The organism is Pseudocitrobacter sp. 73, assembly GCF_008369545.1.
Lineage (GTDB): Bacteria > Pseudomonadota > Gammaproteobacteria > Enterobacterales > Enterobacteriaceae > Pseudocitrobacter > Pseudocitrobacter vendiensis.
Map to the genome: position 1 here is coordinate 118,374 of NZ_VTZO01000005.1, position 22,741 is coordinate 141,114.

Annotated in this window: 16 protein-coding genes; 5 read left to right on the forward strand and 11 right to left on the reverse strand. The window is 55.9% G+C overall.

Annotated elements, in window-relative coordinates:
- Positions 1–9: 9 nt before the first annotated feature.
- Positions 10–1,074 carry a tRNA preQ1(34) S-adenosylmethionine ribosyltransferase-isomerase QueA gene (gene queA / locus F0Q32_RS04645; RefSeq protein ID WP_149462156.1) on the reverse strand — a complete coding sequence of 355 codons (1,065 nt, stop codon included), beginning with the start codon at positions 1,072–1,074 and terminating at the stop codon, positions 10–12.
- Between the two features lie 94 nt (positions 1,075–1,168).
- On the opposite strand from queA, the gene acpH reads away from it, so the two are divergent.
- Positions 1,169–1,750: an ACP phosphodiesterase gene (acpH, locus tag F0Q32_RS04650; RefSeq protein ID WP_149462157.1), complete on the forward strand. Its 582-nt coding sequence runs from the start codon at positions 1,169–1,171 to the stop codon at positions 1,748–1,750.
- Positions 1,751–1,890: 140 nt separating this feature from the next.
- Positions 1,891–2,493: a peroxiredoxin gene (locus F0Q32_RS04655; protein ID WP_113858772.1), complete on the forward strand. Its 603-nt coding sequence runs from the start codon at positions 1,891–1,893 to the stop codon at positions 2,491–2,493.
- A gap of 46 nt (positions 2,494–2,539) precedes the next feature.
- Here the strand turns inward: F0Q32_RS04655 and F0Q32_RS04660 are convergent, their stop codons facing one another.
- From F0Q32_RS04660 to F0Q32_RS04680, 5 genes are all read right to left on the reverse strand, one after another.
- The gene (locus F0Q32_RS04660) at positions 2,540–3,904 is read right to left on the reverse strand and encodes a DUF3999 domain-containing protein (RefSeq protein ID WP_149462158.1); all 1,365 of its coding nucleotides are present in this window, start codon (positions 3,902–3,904) and stop codon (positions 2,540–2,542) included.
- The gene (locus tag F0Q32_RS04665; protein WP_149462159.1) at positions 3,901–6,486 is read right to left on the reverse strand and encodes a DUF2339 domain-containing protein; all 2,586 of its coding nucleotides are present in this window, start codon (positions 6,484–6,486) and stop codon (positions 3,901–3,903) included. Before F0Q32_RS04665 ends, F0Q32_RS04660 begins: the two co-directional genes overlap by 4 nt.
- A 142-nt stretch (positions 6,487–6,628) precedes the next feature.
- Positions 6,629–8,497 (reverse strand): amidohydrolase, encoded by a 1,869-nt coding sequence (locus F0Q32_RS04670; protein ID WP_149462160.1) that lies wholly within the window; start codon positions 8,495–8,497, stop codon positions 6,629–6,631.
- Between the two features lie 20 nt (positions 8,498–8,517).
- Entirely contained in the window at positions 8,518–9,060 is a 543-nt protein-coding gene (locus F0Q32_RS04675; protein ID WP_149462161.1) for an antibiotic biosynthesis monooxygenase, read from the reverse strand.
- A 58-nt stretch (positions 9,061–9,118) separates the two neighbouring features.
- On the reverse strand, positions 9,119–9,760 hold the full coding sequence (locus F0Q32_RS04680) for a hydrolase (protein ID WP_015965623.1): 642 nt from the start codon (positions 9,758–9,760) through the stop codon (positions 9,119–9,121).
- Between the two features lie 274 nt (positions 9,761–10,034).
- Between F0Q32_RS04680 and F0Q32_RS04685 the strand changes: the two genes are divergently transcribed.
- Positions 10,035–10,937, forward strand: coding sequence for a LysR family transcriptional regulator (locus tag F0Q32_RS04685; RefSeq protein WP_149462162.1), 903 nt, complete (start codon positions 10,035–10,037; stop codon positions 10,935–10,937).
- 1 nt (position 10,938) lies between these two features.
- Here F0Q32_RS04685 and malZ read toward each other — a convergent pair whose 3' ends face one another.
- From malZ to phoB, 5 genes are all read right to left on the reverse strand, one after another.
- Positions 10,939–12,756, reverse strand: coding sequence for a maltodextrin glucosidase (malZ, locus tag F0Q32_RS04690; RefSeq protein ID WP_149462177.1), 1,818 nt, complete (start codon positions 12,754–12,756; stop codon positions 10,939–10,941).
- Between the two features lie 190 nt (positions 12,757–12,946).
- On the reverse strand, positions 12,947–14,302 hold the full coding sequence (gene proY, locus F0Q32_RS04695) for a proline-specific permease ProY (RefSeq protein WP_149462178.1): 1,356 nt from the start codon (positions 14,300–14,302) through the stop codon (positions 12,947–12,949).
- Between the two features lie 85 nt (positions 14,303–14,387).
- Positions 14,388–15,707 carry a branched-chain amino acid transporter carrier protein BrnQ gene (gene brnQ / locus F0Q32_RS04700; RefSeq protein ID WP_149462163.1) on the reverse strand — a complete coding sequence of 440 codons (1,320 nt, stop codon included), beginning with the start codon at positions 15,705–15,707 and terminating at the stop codon, positions 14,388–14,390.
- Between the two features lie 420 nt (positions 15,708–16,127).
- A complete protein-coding gene (phoR, locus tag F0Q32_RS04705; RefSeq protein ID WP_149462164.1) occupies positions 16,128–17,414 on the reverse strand; it encodes a phosphate regulon sensor histidine kinase PhoR in 1,287 nt (428 codons plus the stop codon).
- 21 nt (positions 17,415–17,435) lie between these two features.
- Positions 17,436–18,125: a phosphate response regulator transcription factor PhoB gene (phoB, locus tag F0Q32_RS04710; RefSeq protein ID WP_015965629.1), complete on the reverse strand. Its 690-nt coding sequence runs from the start codon at positions 18,123–18,125 to the stop codon at positions 17,436–17,438.
- 193 nt (positions 18,126–18,318) lie between these two features.
- On the opposite strand from phoB, the gene sbcD reads away from it, so the two are divergent.
- Positions 18,319–19,521 (forward strand): exonuclease subunit SbcD, encoded by a 1,203-nt coding sequence (gene sbcD / locus F0Q32_RS04715; RefSeq protein ID WP_149462165.1) that lies wholly within the window; start codon positions 18,319–18,321, stop codon positions 19,519–19,521.
- Entirely contained in the window at positions 19,518–22,655 is a 3,138-nt protein-coding gene (gene sbcC, locus F0Q32_RS04720) for an exonuclease subunit SbcC (protein ID WP_149462166.1), read from the forward strand. Before sbcD ends, sbcC begins: the two co-directional genes overlap by 4 nt.
- The last annotated feature ends 86 nt before the right edge of the window (positions 22,656–22,741 follow it).

Consider the following 22,741-nt stretch of genomic DNA (forward strand, 5'->3'; position numbering starts at 1 on the left):
ACGCCCCTGTCAGGGACGTTCGTTAATGGCCTGCGGATTGTACGTGATAAACATCGCGTCACCGTAACTAAAAAAGCGATATTCCGCTTTTACGGCTTCATGATAGGCATGCATGGTGTTTTTATAACCTGCAAACGCGGAAACCAGCATAATCAGCGTCGATTCCGGCAGGTGGAAGTTGGTCACCAGCGCATCAATCACTTTGTACTGATAGCCCGGATAGATAAAGATTTGCGTATCGCCGAAGAATGGTTCAATCAGGTCGTTTTTCGCCGCCTGTGCCGCGCTTTCCAGCGAACGCACAGAGGTAGTGCCAACCGCAATCACACGGTTACCGCGCGCTTTCGCCGCCAGCACCGCATCAACCACATCCTGCGGCACTTCCGCATACTCAGAGTGCATGGTGTGTTCTTCAATGCTTTCCACGCGTACCGGCTGGAAAGTGCCTGCACCCACGTGCAGGGTCACAAACGCCATATCAATGCCTTTCTCACGCAGCTTCGCCAGCAGAGGGTCATCAAAGTGCAGGCCTGCCGTGGGCGCCGCGACAGCGCCAGGACGGCTGCTGTAAACGGTTTGATAAAGTTCGCGGTCGGCGTCTTCATCCGGGCGATCGATGTACGGCGGCAATGGCATGTGACCGATACTGTTAAGAATATCTAATACCGGGCGCTCATCGTTAAACTGCACTTCAAATAACGCGTCATGACGTGCGACCATGGTCGCATTGATGCTTTCGTCATCGCCCAGCAGCAGTTCCGCACCCGGCTTCGGTGCCTTAGAGGCGCGAATATGTGCCAGAATACGATTATCATCGAGCATACGCTCAACCAGCACTTCAATCTTGCCGCCGCTGGCCTTGCGACCGAACAGACGCGCAGGAATGACGCGGGTATTATTAAAGACCAGAAGATCGCCAGGGTTGAGCTTATCGAGCAGATCGGTGAAAGTACCGTGCGTCAGCGCGCCTGTCGGCCCGTCCAGCGACAGCAAGCGGCAACCGCTGCGCTCAGGCTGTGGATAGTGGGCAATCAGGGATTCAGGTAATTCAAAGGAAAAATCGGCAAGGCGCATGACTCTAAGACTCTGGACTTAATAATGAGGCGGGTAGTCTAGTGCCGGGGCGTTCTCCCTGCAACCCTATCCCCCTCTGGATAGATAATAATCGATGAATTTTTTAGCTCACCTGCATCTCGCGTACCTCGCTGACAGCTCGTTGTCCGGCAATCTGCTGGCCGATTTTGTGCGCGGCAATCCGGATAACAGCTACCCGGCCGAGGTGGTCGACGGGATTTACATGCATCGGCGCATCGACGTGATGACCGATAACCTGCCTGAGGTGAAAGAAGCCCTGGAATGGTTCCGCCCGCAAACGCGGCGCGTTGCGCCTATCACGCTTGATGTGATGTGGGACCATTTTCTCTCGCGTCACTGGTCGCAGCTTTCCCCGCAGATGGCGCTGCCGGAGTTCGTCGAGTACGCCCATGAGCAGGTGTCGCTGATTCTGCCCGACTCGCCACCGCGCTTCGTGAATCTGAATGACTACCTTTGGTCAGAACGTTGGCTGGAGCGCTATCGCGAAATGGAATTTATTCAGCGCGTGCTGAACGGCATGGCCAGCCGACGTCCGAAACTGGACGCTTTGCGTGACTCCTGGCACGATTTAGACCAGCATTATGCGCAACTGGAGAAACAGTTCTGGCAGTTTTATCCGCAGATGATGGCGCAGGCCAAAGCACGCGAGCTTTAACCCTGACCTGTCAAACATTTATCTATTAATAGGCAGAACTTTAAACATCGATTGCTGTAGCCTCTTTGAGTCATTGCGGTTCACTCTCTATACTGGCCCGCGTTGCGTACTACTTACTTTCTACACTCAAAGGAGAACCCATGGTTCTGGTTACTCGTCAGGCTCCTGACTTTACCGCTGCGGCAGTGCTCGGTAACGGCGAAATCGTTGAAAACTTTAACTTCAAACAGCACACCAACGGCAAAGCCACCGTGCTGTTCTTCTGGCCAATGGACTTCACCTTTGTCTGCCCGTCTGAACTGATCGCGTTCGATAAACGCTACGAAGAGTTCCAGAAACGCGGTGTAGAAGTGGTTGGTGTTTCCTTTGACTCCGAATTCGTTCACAACGCATGGCGTAACACCCCGGTCGACAAAGGCGGCATCGGTGCGGTGAAATACGCGATGGTTGCTGACATCAAACGCGAAATCCAGAAAGCCTACGGCATCGAACACCCGGACGCGGGCGTAGCGCTGCGTGGTTCTTTCCTGATCGACGCCAACGGCGTTGTTCGCCACCAGGTGGTTAACGACCTGCCGCTGGGTCGTAACATCGACGAAATGCTGCGTATGGTTGACGCGCTGCAGTTCCACGAAGAACACGGCGAAGTGTGCCCGGCGCAGTGGGAAAAAGGGAAAGAAGGTATGGCGGCGTCCCCGGACGGCGTAGCAAAATACCTGACCGAAAACGTCTCCAGCCTGTAATTGGCGGATGAATAAAAATGGCTCGCGCAGGCGAGCCTTTTTGTTTTTAGCGCCGGGCTTCTCGCCAGATTCGCAACGCCACCATCAGCAGCGCCCCCACGCCGACAATAAGCACTGCCCACACCGCAATGGCGACCCACAATTTCTGTTGTTCACCCGCACTCACCGCCTGCAATCGCGTGTCACCGCCCAGTTTGATGGTCTCCAGCGGCTGCGCCCAGGGCAGCGTCTCGATGTTTTTGCTCGCCGGGAGCGATTCAGGAATTAACTGGTTCAGACGCAATGCAACGTTTTCTGCCGCCTTATTTCCCCAGGCCAGCATATAGGGGCCCTTGCCCTGCGCATTAAAGACCAGCACTTTAACCTCACGCTCGCCGCTTACCCTCGGCAGCGTTTGCGGCAGATGGGCATCCACCGTAGTAATACGAATAGCCTCAACAACATTCGCAGAGAGCGGAAACGCCTCCTGCGCTTGATCGTTGACGTTATACAACACGCTTTTTGCCAGTGGGTGCCATTCGCTTTTCTCATCACTTCGCCAGGCGATATCGACCGGCAAAACCCCTTCTTCCATCAGCGTGATCGAAAGCGCGCTTAACGGTTGCGGTTGATCCCATTGCCAGATGGCCTCGGTTGATGTGGCGTTGGCGACCGCCGCCGGGAGCTGAATACGCTCAGTAAGCGGCTCTTGCGGTTGCGCCACGGCCATTACGCCTTTTAACTCCGGCATGGGCGTTTGTGGGTCAAGAACCAGCAGCAAGTAACGTCTGCCTTTGGGCGACAGCGTCAATTCGGCAGCCACTGTGTTCATCTTCAACCGTTCGCCGTCACGGGAAAGATCCATCAGCGGCGCATTTTCCTGAACGCGCTGCCAGTGGCTGAGATCCCGGCTGGCGTAAACCGAAGCGTTACCCTGCCAGCTTGTGCTCGATGCCGCCCAGTCCAGCCGCAGTTGTGTCAGGTGTAGCGACGCTTCCCGGCTGTCAGGTAAGGTCAGTAAATAGCTCTGACCCACCGATTTTGCCTCATCGCCCTGAAGGTTAATTTCCACACCATTGGCTGCCTTCAGGCGGATCGTCTGCGGCGCACGGGCATCCGTCGTGGTGATTGGCGAGGCCGCTAAAGGAAACAGGCGCAGGACGACCGAATCCGCTACGGCAGGCGGCGTTGACTTCGTCATTAACGTAAAGGGAACGCGCTCGCCCTGTTGATTGAATACCCGAACGTCGCGCAAGTCGGGCCAGGCGCTGTGCTGATAGACCTCACGCGGTAACGCCACGCGATACCACGGTGATGACGAAGACGTTTCCAGCGTCATTCCCGTAGCGTAGTCACGCGGGGATTCCGCCGCAAAGGCAGAGGAACTGCCCGCCAGAAGCAGGCTGCACACCATCGCTTTTATCCGTTTCATTTTTGCTCTCCTGCTTTCGGTGGCAACGGCGAGAAATAACCGACAATCAATACCAGTATCGCCACACCAATAAACGCCACCGCGCGCGCCAGACCGCCACCGCCTGCGCTGTCGACCAGCATCAGTTTGATAATAACGACGCCTAATAGCACGGCACCGCACAGCCACATTTTGCGTGAGACGTTGCGCGTTGCGCGAATCATAATGATGAGCGCTATCAGCATCCAGAACAGCACAAAGGTGGTTTGAATAAGCCGCGACTGCCAGAGCGCGCTGAAATCCCAGGCAACGTCGCCATACCACGCCAGTGCGCGCATCAGCATGCCGTTCAGCCACCAGAAAGCCAGCCCGGCGAGCAGCCACGCCCCCGACGCGCGCCATGCCGACGGCAGATAACGCCGAACATAGCGCTCTGCAACGTAAAGCCCAAGCAGTGCAAAAGCCGCCCCCTCTTCCAGAGGGTTAATCAACGGCAGATAAAGCTGACGGTAGACCACACCGCTTTGTAAGTTGGTCAGTACGAGCAAACCAAGCAACAGGGCCGCCACGGGAGCAATCGCCACGCCGCCATACATTTCCGGCCAGCGGCAGAACGGCCACCAGGCCCGGCGAAGCGCGGCGTGTATCAGCAAAAGGGTAATACCTCCCGCTGCCATCAGCAGGCCGCTTTGCCAGGCGCTCATTCCCCACGGCAGCGACTGCACAAACCACAGCAGTTCGGCCCCAAATGCGAGCATCAGCATCCATAGCAACGCGAGATGCAGCCCCTGCGAAAGGCGTGCAGGCACCGTACTGTCATCACGATAAAGCAGCATGAGCGCAGACGGCAGCGCAATTACCCACGCCAGGTTGTGCCAGCCTGCGGCGAAAAGTTGCTGCTGATGAATTTGCTCAAACAGCATCAACAGCATGGCGGGCCACAGTAGCCACTGCGCAAAGCCGAGTTCACGCCATACCAAACGCTGGCGCATATAACGCCAGACCCAGGCCGAAAGGGCTATCAACGCGAGCAGGACAAATCCTGTCGTCGCGTCCTGGGTAGTGACGAGTTGCGCCGCACCCGCGAGGGCAATCACCCAGAATGCGACGCCGCCGATTAACAGCGCCAGGCTCAGACGTCGTATTTCCGCGCGCCACAACCAGGCGGCAGCGAGCCAGCTAAGGCTGAGCACGGCGAAAATCATCATGATAGAGAGCGGCGTTGTCTCGTCCATCAGCGCCCAGAGGCCGCTGCCCAGCGCCAGCAGTAATAGCGCGGTGCCGCTAAAACTCATGCGCCGCTGCTGTTGCTGCATGCCTAACCACAGCACCCCCACACCTTCAAGCGCCCAGGCCATCGCCGTCCAGCGCGCGGAAAGGGCCAGCGGAATGGCGAGCGTAGTGAAAGCGCCGCCCAGCGCCAGCGCAGCCAGCACCAGGGTACGTTCCGCCGACGGGAATCGACGCAAAACCAGCCACGCCAGCGCCAGATAAAACGCGCCGTAGCCCAGCGCGCTGATTGCCGGGCCATACGTCATGTGTTGGGTCATGACATACTGCATACCAAAACCAATCAGCGGCGGTGCGAAGAGCAAAACGCCGTCAACCACACGCTTGCCTTTTTCCTGCGATCGCCAGGAGATCAGTACGCTCAGGACGCCGAAAATCAGGATATTGGCGATAAGGAACAGCTGGCAGTTAAGCCAGTATTCAGGGCGATAATCATTCATGCCCCACAATCCGCCCACGCCAAAGGTAAAAAGCAGTCCTAACAGATTCAGTTCGCGCCAGTGTTGCCGCGCGCTAATCGCCAGAATGCCAATGGACAGAAGCAGGTAGAAAGAGAACAGCGCAATGTAGTTGCCGCTTCCCGTTGAGAGCAGCACTGGCGCAAGGTAGCCGCCGAGGCTCGCCAGCATCGCCAGGCTCAGGGCATTTTGCAGCACCGCCAGGCCAACGCTTGCCGCGCAAATCAGCACCAGCAGCGCAAAGGCCAGCGTCATCGGCAACATTTGCCACAGGCGAAATGCCCCGAAAACGGTGAGATAAAGCACGCCCGTTGCACCGCCCTGCAGGATCAACGCATAGACGCGCTGTTTATGCCGCAATCGCCAGCCGATAGCCAGCAGCACCACCGCACAAAGCGCCGTCGCCACAAGACGCAGCTCCAGCGGAAACAGCGCATGCTCGACCGTATAGCGCAACAGGAAAGAGAGCCCAAGAAACAGCAGCAGAATACCCAGTTTAGCCAGTGGGTTACCCTGCATAAACCAGCGTAATAATGACGTGAATACGCCGCCAAATGCCGACGATGTCGCGCGCTCGGGCGGTGATACCGGTTCGTGTTTTTCCGTGGGCTGCCAGGGATTGGCGGGCGCGGATTGAACGGGCTCGACGGGAATCACCGGTTCAACTGCCGCAACCGGTTTTGGCTCCGGCGCATCATGAGCACCGCGTTGCTCCAGCTCCTCGAGCCGACGGCGAAGCAGCGAAATCTCATAGCGCATGGCGGAAGTACGATTAATGGCGACAATCGCCAGGATGGGTACCACCACCAGCGCAAAGAACAGTACGATACAGCCAAGGATTACCAGCTCGTCCATGTTTCCACCTTAAGCCATCACGGATAGATGCAGATTGACACAAATGGTTGCATTTACGCTAATAATCTTTGTAAAGAGAAAGGATTTTCAGAAGGGAACAACATAAAACCGGATGGGTGGCCCCATCCGGCTAGCAGTGGCATCAGAACGCGAAGCAGGAACAGCCCAACACGCCCCAGAATGCCTGTTCATCGGAGACAGGAATCGACGACTTACGCGCGATATCATGCTGATGGCCGTGTACGCCGCAGCTACCGCAGCACTGGTGCATCTGCACCACGGCGCCCATTTTTCCGGCAACCGGCGGCGCAGAGCGATAATGGCCCGGCACTTTCACCACCGGTGACCAGTCAGGTACTACCGGAATCGCTGGCGGCGCCAGCGGCGTGAAGTGACCGGCGGCATACACCACTTTGCCATCCACGATAGTCATCACCGATTCAATACCCTTGATCTCTTCTTCCGGCACGCTGAAGTAGTCTTTCGACAGCACCACCAGGTCGGCAAGCTGATCTTTCTCGATGCGGCCTTTTTTACCCTGCTCACTGGAGAACCACGCGCTGCCTGCGGTCCACAGTTCCAGCGCCACATCGCGCGGCAGACGGTTTTCATCGTCATACATCGCCATACCACCAACCGTGCGGCCAGAAACCAGCCAGTAAAGCGCGGTCCACGGGTTGTAGCTTGCCACGCGGGTGGCATCCGTACCCAGTCCGACAGGCACATCAGCAGCCAGCATTTTGGCAACCGGCGGGGTATGTTTCACCGCTTCTTTACCGTAACGCTCGATGAAGTATTCACCCTGGAAGGCCATACGGTGCTGTACTGCAATCCCGCCGCCCAGCGCTTTAACACGTTCGATATTACGTTCAGTGATGGTTTCTGCGTGGTCAAAGAACCAGTGCAGGCCGTTAAACGGAATGTCGCGGTTCACTTTTTCGAACACATCCAGCATGCGGCTGATCGATTCGTCATAGGTGGCGTGCAGGCGGAACGGCCAGCGGTGCTCTACCAGGTGACGCACCACGCGCTCCAGTTCATCTTCCATCCCTTCCGGCAGGTCCGGACGCGGCTGGAGGAAGTCTTCGAAATCCGCCGCCGAGAATACCAGCATCTCGCCTGCGCCGTTGGCACGATAGAAATCGGTGCCCTGGCCCGGTTTCAGCATATCCGTCCAGCGCTCGAAATCTTCCAGCTCCTGTTTCGGCCGCTGCGTGAACAAGTTATAGGCGATACGAATCGTCATCTGCTCTTTAGCGTGCAGTTCTTCGATGATTTCGTAATCTTCCGGGTAGTTCTGGAAGCCGCCGCCAGCATCAATGGCGCTGGTCAGCCCAAGGCGGTTCAGCTCGCGCATAAACTGGCGAGTCGAGTTCACCTGCATCTCCAGCGGCAGTTTTGGCCCTTTCGCCAGCGTTGAGTAGAGGATCATCGCATTGGGTTTGGCGATCAGCATCCCGGTTGGGTTGCCGTTATTATCACGCACGATTTCGCCGCCCGCCGGGTTTGGCGTCTCTTTGGTGTAACCCACGGCTTTCAGCGCCGCGCGGTTGAGCAGCGCGCGATCGTACAGATGCAGCACAAACACCGGCGTATCCGGCGCGGCTTCATTCAGCTCTTCAATGGTTGGCATGCGGCGTTCGGCAAACTGGAATTCGCTCCAGCCGCCCACCACGCGCACCCACTGCGGCGACGGCGTGCGATCGGCCTGATCTTTCAGCATTCTCAATGCGTCTGCCAGCGACGGCACACCTTCCCAGCGCAGCTCAAGGTTGTAGTTCAGGCCGCCACGAATCAGGTGCAGGTGCGAGTCATTCAGCCCCGGGATCACCGTATGCCCTTTCAGATCGACAATCTGCGTGCCTTCGCCCGCGTAGGACATAATTTGATCGTTGCTGCCTGTTGCCAGAATTTTACCGTTGGCAATCGCCACCGCTTCCGCCAGCGGATGCTGACGATCGAGCGTGTGAATTCGACCCTGATTCAGGATCAGTGTGGCTTTTTGTGACATGTCACTCTCCTCAAACCGGATCAGGCTTTTTTAAGCCATCCGGCGAATAGTCGGGTCACGATGGGCATCCAGAGCCAGACAACCAGCGCAACCACACAGGCATCGTTAATGAAATGAAGCAGCAAGGAGCCCTGCAGGGCGGGGAACAGCGCGCCGGTTATCCACGGCACCAGGTTGGTGCTGGGAAAGATCACCAGCAGCGTGATGAGAAATTGTTTCCACTGTTTTGGCTGACGCACGTGCGGTGACGGTGGCGTAAACCAGAACGCCGCTTCGGTTCGGACTTCCGTGTGATCGCCTTCGGCTAATAGGGGGGTAATTTCATCCACCAGCTGTTTGCGCGTTTCGGACTGCGTCCAGGCGTAGAGGTGCTCCAGGGTATCGAAGCGAATGATGATATTCCAGGCAACCTGCCCGTCCGCCGGGCGAATAACGTTAGCGCCAAGATGGCCGGGATACTCTGCGGCAACGGGCATGATTTTGCCGAGCCAGGCTTCATACTGGTCCGCATCTTCCGGACGCAGCGCATGCGTAATCACCAGCGTTACATGTTTTTGCGTCATGACGGTTTTCCTTGCTGTCGCATTCTGACGGGAAGCGTTTCGCCCCCCGTCGTCGTCATTACGCTTTGCGTTCCGGCGCGCCGTGAACCAGGGTGTAAGCATAATCCACGCCCATACCATAGGCGCCGCTGTGCTCACGAACCAGATCCATCACCGCGTCGTAAGTTTCTTTACGTGACCAGTCACGCTGGTACTCCAGCAGCACTTGCTGCCAGGTTACCGGAACGGCGCCAGCCTGAACCATACGATCGATGGAACGTTCGTGCGCATCAACCGAAGTACCGCCAGACGTATCGGTAACCACATAAACTTCAAAACCTTCTTCCAGCGCCATTAATGCCGGGAAGGTCAGACAAACCTCAGTCCACAGGGCAGAAATAATCAGCTTTTTACGTCCGGTGGCTTTTACCGCCTTCACGAAAGCTTCATCTTCCCAGGAGTTCATGGAGGTGCGTTCAATCGGTTTAATTTCCGGATGAACCGCCAGCAGTTCCGGCCAGATATAGCCACTGAAGCTTTTGGTTTCAACCGAGGTATAGATGGTTGGGACGTTAAAAATTTTACCGGCTTTTGCCAATGCAACGGTGTTATTTTTCAACGTCTGACGATCGATATTCGCCACGCCGAAGGACATTTGCGGTTGATGGTCGATAAAAATGAGGGTGGAGTTGGATGGATCGATCAGTTCCCGAATAGACATAAAAACACCTTCTTAAGCAATGAGTTAAGTGGAAATTTTAGGACTAAATGACAGGTGGATACTGAATCAGAATGCAGGATGAGTATAGCCGGAAATTTTTAACGAGTTATTAAAGAAAATTTATGGTTCGATGACGGTAAATATTATGTTATTAAATGAACGGGTTATCATAAATTAGCACGCAAACTATTGATTTCAGAAATTTCATTACTAGCATAGTTGCCATGGTTTTTGTTAAAACAGGAAAGATTTTATTCGGGAAATAATTAACGTTATGCGTATTAATCTGGACGTTTTACAAATCCTTGACGCGATCGACCGACACGGCAGTTTTGCTGCTGCTGCGGAGTCGCTTTATAAAACCCCTGCCGCGCTCAGCTATATGGTGCAAAAGCTTGAAAGCGAACTCGATATTACACTTCTCGATCGTTCAGGACACCGCGCAAAGTTTACCGACACGGGTAGAATGATGCTGGAAAAGGGGCGCGTATTACTCAGCGCCGCGCGCGATCTGGAAAAACAGGCCGTGCAGGTCAATTCGGGATGGGAAAAAGAGCTGTTAATCGCGCTGGATGACTCTTTTCCATTCGACGCACTGATACCTATCATTGAAGAATTCTATGCCCTGCATAAACAGACCCGCCTTAATTTCAGCCACCATACGCTGGCCGGCGCGTGGGAGGAACTGACGCATAACGGTGCAGATATCATTCTGGGGGCAATAAACGATCCCCCGACTTCTGCCGCCTGGTCATGGCATATGCTTGGTATGCTCGACAACGCCTTTGTGGTCTCCCCGGTACATCCGCTGGCGCAGGAGCAGGAACCGATAACCGTGGAACAAATGATCAAACATCGTGCCGTCGTGGTCAGTGACAGCGCGCGCCTGTGCCGCCCCATCAATTCTAATCTTATTGATGAACAGGCGCAGATCCGCGTCGATGATTTTCATTCCAAAGTCACCCTATTGCGAGCCGGGTTAGGCTGCGGATTCCTGCCGCGACATATTGCCCATCCCTGGATAGACGCCGGCGATCTGATTGAGAAAAAGGTGGTGTCGTGCCGACAGAAAGATGTTGCCTATATTGCCTGGCGCAACGGCCATGACGGGCTAGCACAGCAATGGTGGCGGGACGCGGTCATCAACTACAATCTGACCGTCCCGCTTTACCCCTGATTTACTCGCCAAACCAGACCGTGGCCGACAGTGCAGGTAGCGTCAGTACGCCATCCTGATTTTCGCCACTGCCTTCCCGCTGCGTGAGCGTGTTAAAGCTCAGCAGCGGCGTATCTTCCAGCACCACTTCGCAGGCCTCACCACGGTTAATGGCTATCAGCACGCGCTCCCTTTTCAGGACACGCGCAAACACCACGACGTTATCTTCGGCGTACAGCACCTGGCAACCGCCGCGCCGCAATGCTTCGCTCTTTTTACGCAGTTTCGCCATCCGCTGATAAAGCGCGAGCAGTTCACCGTCCTGCTGACTTTTATCCCACGGGAACGGCTTACGACACATCGGGTCGTTCGCGCCGTCCACACCGACTTCATCGCCATAATAGATGCACGGCACGCCCGGCCAACTGAACAACCACACTACGCCCAGCCCTAATCGGGCGACATCTTTGCCCAACAGTGTTTTGAAGCGTGCGGTATCGTGGCTATCTAGCTGATTAAACATCCGCAACTGCTGCTGATGCGACAGCCCCGCACGATAATCTTCCATCCACGTCATGCAGGTTTGCGCATCGATTTTTTGTGGATCGTAAGAGAGGTCGGTATTGGCCAGAAACGCCCACACCGGCAGTGTAAAGCCGCGATAATTCATCGCCGCGTCTTCTGTATCGGCCTGTAGCCACTGGCGCGCATCGCCAAAGTGTTCGCCGAAAACGTAAGAGTCCGGGCGCGTCTCTTTCGCCGCCTGGGTTATTCCGGCGACGTGCTGCAGATTATTGCGTGCGCCGCCGCCCTCACCGAGCATATGCACCACATCCAGCCGCCAGCCGTCCATATTCCACGGCGCTTTCAGCCAGTGGCGGACGATGCTCTCTTCGCCGCGATAGATTTCATTGACCAGTGATTCTGACTGATAATCAAGCTTCGGCAGGCTTGGATAGCCCAGCCAGTCCAGCGCGCGGCCCTCCGGCGAGAAGCTGTACCAGTCGCGCCACGGCGACGACGCGTTATGGCACGCCCCGCTGCTTGCGGTATTCTGCCGATCAAACCAGGCATGCGTGTCGCCGCTGTGGTTAAACACGCCGTCGAGGATCAGGCGCATCCCCTCGCGGTGGGTATTTTCGCGCAGGCGCAGCAGAGCCGCGTTCCCCCCAAATTGCGGGTCTACTTCGCGATAATCCTGAGTGTCATATTTATGCACGCTTGGCGCGGTGAAAACCGGGTTCAGGTACAGCCCGGTCACGCCCAGTTTTTTCAGATACGGCAGCTTTTCGCTGATACCGTCCAGGTCGCCGCCGTAGAACGTCGACCCCCCTGCGTCTGCGGTGAGGGGCTCATCCCAGTCGCGCAGAATAATGTCATGCCCGGCGGCGTGGTGGTAATAAACCTTGTCCTGTTCCGGCGTACGCGTTTCGCTACGGGCAAAACGGTCCGGGAAGATTTGATAGAAGATCTGATCAGCCACCCACTGCGGCCCGCTGTCGGGCAGATCGACCGCAAACAACTCAAGCTTCGCGGGTGGAATAGGGCTAAATCCTTTTGGCGCAAACCAAAGCTGGCGGTCTGGCCACAAGAGTTTAAAAGCATAGCGGCGGCGCGACTGCCCGCTGTCGAGCGGTATCTCACCGCGCCAGGCGGTTACGCCCGGTACCGGTGATTTGCTCAGGCGTTTCATCGCCACGACGCACTCTTCATTGTCGATTTCCACACGCATCGTGATGCGCTGCGGCAGGTCGTTTCCGCGCAACCACAAGGTCATCGACAAGCGATCGTCGTGCGACTTAATAAAGGGTGCGACAGGCAGATGCCAGGCGTTCAACATCATTTAATTCCCCTCAGTTAACAGTGAGCCCACCTTGCCACAAGCTATTTGGGCTCTACTCCTCTTTTCGTCGTTTTTCGGGGGCGGAGGCTGGGGGCGTAAAAAAGCCCGGCAACTGACGTTAACCGGGCTTTCCGTTAGGTTTTTTGCCTGATGGCGCTTTGCCTATCAAGCCAACCAACCGCGCATATTAACGACGGCTACGACGTGATTTAAACATCCAGCCAATCAGCAGCAGCACAATCCATGCAAAACCAACATACAGAGAAATACGCGTATCCGGGTGATAACCGATCAGGCCGATGATAAAGACGAGGAAAATCAGGCCAATAATCGTCGTGGTCACGCCACCCGGCACTTTGAATTTCAGCGCTTTCACCTCTTCCGGCGACAGACGACGGCGGAAGGCGACCTGTGAGAGCAGGATCATAATCCACACCCATACGGTGGCGAAGGTCGCCAGCGAGGCGATCACCAGGAAGACGTTTTCCGGCATGATGTAGTTCAGATACACCGCAAACAGCAGCGCAATGGTCATCACCATCACGGTGACCCACGGAATACCGCGACGCGAGGTTTTGGCAAACACTTTTGGCGCACTGCCCTGCTCGGCCATGCCGTGCAGCATACGGCCCACGCCGAACACATCGCTGTTAATTGCTGAAAGCGAGGCCGTCAGCACCACAAAGTTGAGGATGCTGGCAGCGAAGGTAATGCCCATATGCTGGAAAGTCAGCACAAACGGGCTGCCGTCAGTGCCCACCTGGTTCCACGGGTAAATAGACATGATCACAAACAGTGTACCCACGTAGAACACCAGAATACGCATCGGCACGGAATTGATGGCGCGCGGAATGGATTTCTCCGGGTCTTTTGCTTCACCGGCGGTAATACCGATAATTTCGATACCGCCGTAGGCGAACATCACCATTTGCAGCGACATCACCATGCCGAGCCAGCCGTTACTGAAGAAACCGCCGTTGCTCCAGAGGTTATGTACGCCGGTCGGTTGCCCGCCGTTGCCAATCCCCCAGATGATAATACCGAAACCGGCGGCAATCATGATGATGATGGTGGCGACTTTGAAGAAGGAGAACCAGAACTCAAGCTCACCAAAGACCTTCACGCTCATCAAATTGATAGCGCAAATGATCATCACCACGCTCAGCACCCAAATCCAGTGCGGTACATCGGGGAACCAGACGCCCATATAGATGCCAAACGCGGTGACGTCAGCGATCGCGACAATCAGGATTTCAAAGCAGTAAGTCCAGCCGGTGATGTAGCCTGCCAGCGGGCCGAGGTTTTCCTGTGCATAGCGCGAGAAAGAACTGGCTGCCGGGTTGTGCACCGACATTTCGCCCAGCGCGCGCATGATGATATACGCCGCCACGCCACCAATAATATAGGCCAGCAGTACGCTCGGCCCGGCCATCTTGATTGCATCGGCGGAACCATAAAACAGCCCGGTACCAATTGCCGACCCTAGCGCCATGAAGCGAATGTGCCGGGTACTTAGCCCGCGCTTCAGCTTGTTGTTTTCCATCGTTTCCAATGCCATTTCTTACCAAAAAACAAAAAACCACGGGACGTAAAGTCCCGTGGTTAAACAGAGTGTTATCGCGCGAAAATTAATGCGCGTTAGACGTTACCTGTCGGCCTGCCGCACGGTCCCAGATAATCGCCAGAACCGCCATTATCACCGTCGGCAGCAGCCAGGCCAGGCCTTGCTCCGCCATCGGCAGACGCGCCGTCCAGCCAGGCAACACATCAGCGAAGGCCGATGCTTTGATACCGTCAAGGATACCAAACATCAGGCTGATAAACATCGCGGGTGCAATTACGCGGGTCGAATTATGCCACCAACCGCGGGTAAAGCTTAATACAACCAGTGCGATACATGGCGGATAAATCAGCGTCAGTACCGGAATGGAGATCTGAATCAGGTGGCTCAGCCCCAGGTTGGAGACCGCCATCGAGAAGATACCCAGAATAAACACCAGCGAGCGGTAAGAGAGCGGCAGATACTGCGCGAAGAACTCCGCACACGCACAGGTCAGGCCAACAGCGGTAACCAGACAGGCGATAAAGATGAGCGCCGCCAGCAGGAAGCTGCCTGCCCCGCCGAAGGTATGCTGCACATACGCATGCAGAATCGCCGCGCCGTTCGCGCTCTTATCGACCAGCAGCGCGCTATCAGAACCCAGACGGAACAGCGCCAGGTACAGCAGCGTCAGGCCAACACCGGCCATCAGGCCCGCCCAGATGGTATAACGAGTCAGCAGGCGGGCTTCAGTGACGCCGCGAGAACGTGCCGCGTTTACAATAACGATCCCGAACACCATCGCGCCCAGGGTATCCATGGTCAGATAACCATTCACAAAACCATTGGAGAACGGTGCTGTTTGATAGGCTTCAAGCGCGTGGCTGATGGGGCCTGCCGGCCAGATAACCGCAGCAACGGAAAGCACCAGCAATGCCAGAATTTTCATCGGCGCGAGGAAGTTGCCGACGGTATCCAGCAGTTTGCCCGGATAGAGGGAAACCAGGATCACCAGCGCAAAATAGACCAGGCTGTAGATAAACAGCGGCATCGCGCCATCGCCCGTCAGCGGGGCAATACCAATTTCAAATGAGACTGTCGCGGTACGCGGCGTCGCAAACAGCGGGCCAACGGCCAAATAACAAACTGTCGCCAGCAGGACACCTGCGACTTTACCAATTGGCGTACTCAGGCTATCGACGCCACCGCCGACTTTTGCCAGCGCGACAACGGTCAACACAGGCAGACCGACTGCGGTAATCAAAAAGCCGAGCGCGGCGATCCAGACGTTCGGACCCGCCAGTAAACCGACCATTGGAGGGAAAATGATGTTGCCAGCGCCGACAAACAACGCAAAGGTCATAAAGCCCAGAGCGATGATGTCGCGTGTTTTTAACTGATGGGTCATATGTAACTACTGCCTGTGGATGTGGTGTTGTACAAATAAAAAACTTTGTGCCCGCTCCAACGGAATGTTTCAGAGGAAACAAGCAACAAACTCAGCGGGATATGCTCCCTTCGTAGCGTGAGGAAGAATAGTTTTTTGATTTGCTACGTAAATACAGTCTGATTCCTACTGCATTAGGCGCAATTTAAACGCTTATAACGTTTTAAAGCAATATGGGATCGCGAAACCAGACGATTATACCGATACTAAAGATAAACCTGGAACGATTAACCAGATATAGGAAAAACACATGGCTGATCGTGCGAACAAAAAAGCGTCAGTTGTTCATTAATTATTCGAGGGCAAATTGACTGCAAAGTAAACAGACCAGCCGAGGCTGGTCTGTGGAAACGCATCGTGACAAGCGCCAGTTCAGGCCCTTTATTTGGCAATTAATCGTTCCGGTAGCAGGAAACTGAAGCGCGTTCCTTTCCCTGGCTGACTTTCGATATCCAGACGGCTATCGTGGTGATTCAACGCATGTTTAACAATCGCCAGCCCTAATCCGCTGCCGCCGGTCTGTCGGGAACGCGCCTTATCCACGCGATAAAAACGCTCGGTTAAACGCGGAATATGTTCCGCCGCGATGCCAGGCCCGCTGTCCTCAACGCTGAACTGTGCGCCGTGCGGCGCATGCTGCCAGCACACAGTGATTTTCGTGCCCGCAGGCGTATGATTCACCGCGTTGTACACCAGATTCGAAACCGCACTGCGCAGTTGCTCTTCATTGCCCAGCACTTTCAACGTGTCATCAATATCAAAATGAAGTTCGTGCTGATGTTGGCTGAGAGTCTGCGCTTCCCGTTCAACCACCTTCAACATCATCGGCACATCCACCTTTTCATTGAGGGTGAGTGTCGGCGCGGCTTCAATTTTCGATAGCGTCAGCAGCTGTTTCACCAGCCCTTCCATACGCTGCGTCTGTTCACGCATGGTGTGCAACGCTTTTTCGCGCGTTGGGCCTTCGAGCACCTGCTCCTGAAGCATTTCCAGATAGCCCTGCAACACCGTCAATGGCGTACGCAGTTCATGACTGACGTTGGCAAAGAAGTTGCGCCGCGCACCTTCCAGCTGATGCATTTGCGTGACATCGCGCGCCACCATCAGCAACTGCCGGTCGGTATAGGGCATGATACGGATTTCCAGATGGCGCCCATTATTGAGCACCAGATGCAGCGGTTTAAGAAACTCGCGTTGCTTAAGATGCTGCGTAAATTCCGGATAACGCAGCAGGTTAAGAATATTTTGCCCGCTGTCGTCCGGCCAGCGCAGGCCAAGCAACTGCTGCGCCAGGCCATTACACCAGAAGATTGCGCCCTCTTCCGTGGTCAATACCACCGCATCGGGCAGCGATTCTGCACCGCTACGAAAGCGTTTAATCAGATTACCCAGTTCACGGCGACGTTTTTTATTACGCAATTGCATCTGGTTAAGGCCGTACAACAGGGGTTCCCAGCTACCGCGCCCCGGCGGTGGCGTCATGCTGCGATCGACCCATAACCACCAGGAAAGACGTAAAAGATTCCAGAAATGCCAAATCAACAACCCGGTCACCGCGGCCAGCAGAAACCAGGGAAGATGGCCGATAAGCAGCCCTAATATCAGGGCCGGGAGACAACACAAGAAAAGCTCAAAGGCGAGTCTTTTCCATGACAGCCGTTCCAGCACGCGTCACACTCCTGTCAACATTCAGAAACGAGCCGAAAAACGGTAGCCCGTGCCGCGAACGGTTTGCACCATACGATCGTGGCCGCTGTGTTCCAGCGCTTTACGCAGGCGGCGAATATGCACATCCACCGTGCGATCTTCCACATAAACGTTAGTGCCCCAGACATGGTTCAACAGTTGCTCACGGCTATAGACGCGTTCAGGATGCGTCATAAAGAAGTGCAGCAACTTAAATTCGGTCGGGCCCATATCGAGCGGGTTTTCCCCGGTCATCACGCGATGCGAGGTGGGATCAAGGCTTAAACCCTGCATCTCAATCACCTCCTCCACCGCCATTGGGGAGATACGGCGCATCACCGCTTTAATACGCGCCACCAGCTCTTTCGGGGAAAAGGGTTTAGTAATGTAATCATCCGCGCCGGTTTCCAGACCGCGTACGCGATCCTCTTCTTCACCGCGCGCCGTCAGCATCATAACCGGAATATCACGGGTCAGCGCTTCACGCTTGAGATGTTTGATAAACTGTAGCCCTGAGCCGCCCGGTAGCATCCAGTCGAGCAGAATAAGATCGGGCCAGGGTTCATTGAGCTGATTCACCGCGCTGTCATAATCTTCCGCCTCAATCGGCTGGAAACCATTTTGCTCCAGCACGAAACAGACCATTTCGCGGATGGGTGCTTCATCTTCAACGACCAGAATACGTCTCGCCATTTTATGCCCTGTTTTTTTAGCCATCAGTATACATTTGGCGCCATTATGCGTCAGATTTATGACACTTTTATGAAAAACATGACCGTAAAATGATGGCGATTTACGAAATATGACACTCGCGGAAGACACCCGTCGATCCTGCTGCCGGGGAATGTATAATCCCGGCTATGCTTTTTTCCCCACAGGGACGACGATGCGAATTCTTCATACTTCAGACTGGCACTTAGGCCAGAATTTTTACAGTAAAAGCCGTGCCGCAGAACACGATGCGTTTCTGAACTGGCTGCTGGAGACCGCGCAACGCGAACAGATAGACGCCATTATTGTGGCGGGCGATATCTTTGATACCGGCTCGCCGCCAAGCTATGCGCGCGAGCTCTACAACCGCTTTGTGGTAAATCTGCAACAAACCGGCTGTCATCTGGTGGTGCTTGCCGGGAATCATGACTCCGTCGCCACGCTGAATGAATCGCGCGATATTTTGTCGTTCCTGAATACCACGGTGATTGCCAGCGCCGGACACGAGCCTTTTATTTTGAATCGCCGCGACGGCACACCCGGCGCAGTTTTCTGCCCGGTGCCGTTTCTGCGCCCGCGCGATATCGTCGTCAGCCAGGCCGGGCTTTCCGGTGCGGAAAAACAGCAACATTTACTGGAAACCATTACTGACTACTATCAGAAACAATACCAGCAGGCCTGTACGCTTCGCGGCGACCGCCCGCTGCCTATTATCGCCAGCGGCCACCTGACCACCGTCGGCGCCAGCAAAAGTGATGCCGTGCGTGAGATCTATATTGGCACACTGGATGCCTTCCCGGCGCAAAACTTCCCGCCCGCCGATTACATCGCCCTCGGGCATATTCATCGCGCGCAGAAAATTGGTGGCAGCGAGCATATTCGCTACTGCGGCTCGCCTATCCCCCTCAGCTTCGACGAAACGGGGAAAAGTAAGAGCGTTAACCAGGTGACCTTTGTCGACGGTAAGCTTCAGGACGTCACGCCAATCGATGTCCCGGCCACGCAACCGCTGGCGATCATTAAGGGCGACTTTGAGAGCATAAGCAGCCAGTTGGCGCAGTATCGCGATGCTCCGTCTGAGCCCCCGGTCTGGCTGGATATCGAAATCACCAGCGATGAGTATCTGCATGATATTCAGCGTAAAATTCAGGTCATTACCGATGATTTACCCGTAGATGTGCTGCTGGTCCGGCGCAGCCGCGAACAGCGTCAGCGCATTCTGGACAACAGCCTGCGTGAAACGCTGAGCGAACTGGAAGTTGAAGAGGTTTTCCAGCGTCGGCTGGCGCTGGAAACGCTGGAAGAACCCCAGCAGGCGCGCCTGAAGGCGTTGTTTGATCTCACCGTACACTCGCTTGATGAGGAGCCGCAGCCATGAAAATCCTCAGCCTGCGCCTGAAGAACCTTAACTCGCTGAAAGGCGAGTGGAAAATCGATTTCACCGCCGAACCGTTTGCCAGCAACGGCCTGTTTGCCATCACCGGGCCGACAGGCGCGGGGAAAACCACCCTGCTGGACGCCATCTGTCTCGCGCTGTATCACGAAACACCGCGCCTCAACACGGTATCGCAATCGCAAAACGATCTGATGACCCGCGACACCGCCGAGTGTCTGGCGGAAGTTGAGTTTGAAGTACAGGGCGTGGCCTATCGCGCATTCTGGAGCCAGAACCGCGCGCGCAATCAGCCGGACGGCAACCTACAGGCGCCGCGCGTTGAGCTGGCGCGTCGCGATGACGGCAAAATTCTGGCCGACAAAGTCAAAGACAAGCTCGAACTTATCGCGTCGTTGAGCGGGCTGGATTACGGGCGCTTCACCCGTTCGATGTTGCTATCACAGGGGCAGTTCGCCGCGTTTCTTAATGCGCGCCCGAAAGAGCGCGCGGAGCTGCTGGAGGAACTCACCGGCACGGAAATTTATGGGCGAATCTCTGCGCAAGTCTTTGAAAAGCATAAGCTGGCGCGAACCGAGCTGGAAAAGCTTCAGGCGCAATCCTCCGGAATGGTGCTGCTAAGTGAAGAACAGCAACAGTCACTGCTGGGAAGTTTGCAGGCGCTTACTCTCGAAGAAAAAGTCGCACTGGAGCAGCAGACGATCGCCCAACATCAGCAACAGTGGTTGCTGCGCCAGAGGGAACTGACGCGCGAAACGCATACCGCCCGGGAAGCGCTCACCGCCGCAGATCAGGCCCTGGCAGCAGCGCAGCCCCAGTTGGAAACGTTACGCCGCGCCCAACCGGCGGAGCTGCTGCGCCCGCGCTGGGCGCACCTTCAGGAGCAGGCAATCACGCTTGCCAGAACCCAGCAGCAAACGCTGCAAGTAAATACTCGCTTACATGAAGCAACTACCCGCCGTAACCGCATCCGCGCCACGGCGGTTGAACAGATGCGCGGGTTACAGCACACGCAAACTCAGCTTAACCAGTGGCTTGAGGAGCACGATCGCTTCAAGCACTGGGGCAGCGAACTCACCGGCTGGCGAGCTGCATTTGCGTTACAGGCGCGTGAAAACACGCAGTTGCAGAACAACCAGCAGCGCCTGAGTACGCTGGAAAAACAGCTAGCCCAGCTACCCGCCTCCACGCTGACGCTGAATCTTGCCGAAGCCAGCGACGCCATTAACGCGCACAGCGCAGCGCGTCCTCTGCGCCAGCAACTCACTACGCTGCATGCACGGTTCCTGCCGCTGCAAAAACGGCGTCAGCAGTTGATAGAAGCACAGGGCAACCGTCGCCAGCAGCTGGAAAAACTGACCGCAGAGCTGACCGATCGCCGCCAGCGCTACAAAGAGCAAAACCAGCAACTGAACGACGTCCGCGCGCTGTGCGACATGGAAGCAACCATTGTGAGTCTGCAAGCCGAACGCGCCAGGCTGCAACCCGGTTGCGCCTGCCCGCTGTGCGGTGCGACCGAGCATCCGGCGATTGCGGAATACCAGGCGCTGACGCCAGGCGTAAATCAGGCGCGTCGCGATGTACTGGAGCGCGACGTCAAACGGCTGGCGGAAGAAGGTGCAACCCTGCGCGGCCAGCAGGATGCCCTGCAAAAGCAACAGCAGGTTGAAGAAAGCGAGCTGGAGTCTCTTTCTCAGCAGGAGCAAGCGCTTACCTCTCAATGGCAGGAGGTGACGGCCGCGTTAGGCGTGACGCTACGCGCCGAGGAAGCGATTAGTGAGTGGCTTGCCGCACAGGAAGAGTACAAACAGCAGCTTTATCAGCACAGTCAGCGGCTGAATTTACAGCAGCAGGTAACCGACCTTCAGCAGCAGATTGCGCAGGCACAGAATGAACTCACCCAGCGCCGCGAGGCGTTGCAGGCTCAACTGGCAACGCTTTCGCTCACCGCACCGCTTGCCGGGGAAGAGAATGCCTGGCTGGCGGTACGCGAAGAGGAAAATCGGCTCTGGCAAAGCCAGCAGACACAGCACGGTGAGACGCAGCATAAACTCGCCCAGCTTCAGCCTTTGCTGGACACCCTGCCTGCGTGTGAAATCGAAGAGACAACGCCTGTCTCGCTGGAAGGATGGCAGCAGATCCACAACGATTGCATCTCCCTCGCCAGCCAGTGGCAAACCTTGTCGCAGCAGGAAGCGCTGGAAAAAGAGCGTCTGGATCAAGCCGAGCGCGAGTTCGACCAGGCGTTGGCGGAATCACAATTCAGCGACCGCGTGGCGTTTCAGGCCGCATTGCTGGAACAGCCTGAGCGCGAGCGCCTGGAGCAACTTAAACAGTCGCTGGAGAGCAAACTTCAGCAGTGCCGCACGCTGGATACTCAGGCACAGGATGCGCTGCAACGTCATCAGGCCCAACGCCTGGCAACGCTTACCGACGATGTTTCACTTGAACAGGTGCAAACCCAACTGGCGCTGATGGCCCAGCAGTTGCGGGAAAACAGCGCGCGTCAGGGAGAACTTCGCCAGCAGTTGAAACAGGATGAAGAGAACCGCCGCCAGCAACAAAACCTGCTGCTGGAGATTGAAAAAGCCAGCGCGCAGGTGGAAGACTGGGCGCATCTGAACGCACTGATTGGCTCTAAAGAGGGCGATAAATTCCGCAAATTCGCCCAGGGGCTGACGCTGGATAATCTGGTGTGGCTGGCAAACGACCAGCTTAGCCGCCTGCACGGGCGCTATCTTCTGCAACGTAAAGCCAGCGAAGCGCTTGAACTGGAGGTAGTCGACACCTGGCAGGCGGATGCGGTACGCGACACGCGAACCCTCTCCGGCGGAGAAAGTTTCCTCGTCAGCCTGGCACTGGCGCTGGCACTTTCTGACCTGGTAAGCCACAAAACGCGCATAGATTCGCTGTTCCTTGACGAAGGCTTTGGCACGCTGGACAGCGAAACCCTCGACACAGCACTGGACGCACTGGATGCGCTCAACGCCAGCGGCAAAATCATCGGCGTGATTAGCCACGTAGAGGCGATGAAAGAGCGCATTCCGGTACAGATTAAAGTGAAGAAAATTAACGGGCTCGGGTATAGCAGGCTGGATAAGGTGTTTGCGGTGGAGTGAAATTGAAATGTGGGGGAATGTGCGGCTATTTCCCCCTCACCCTGGCCCTCTCCCTCAAGGGAGAGGGGACATATTGTGCACGGTGT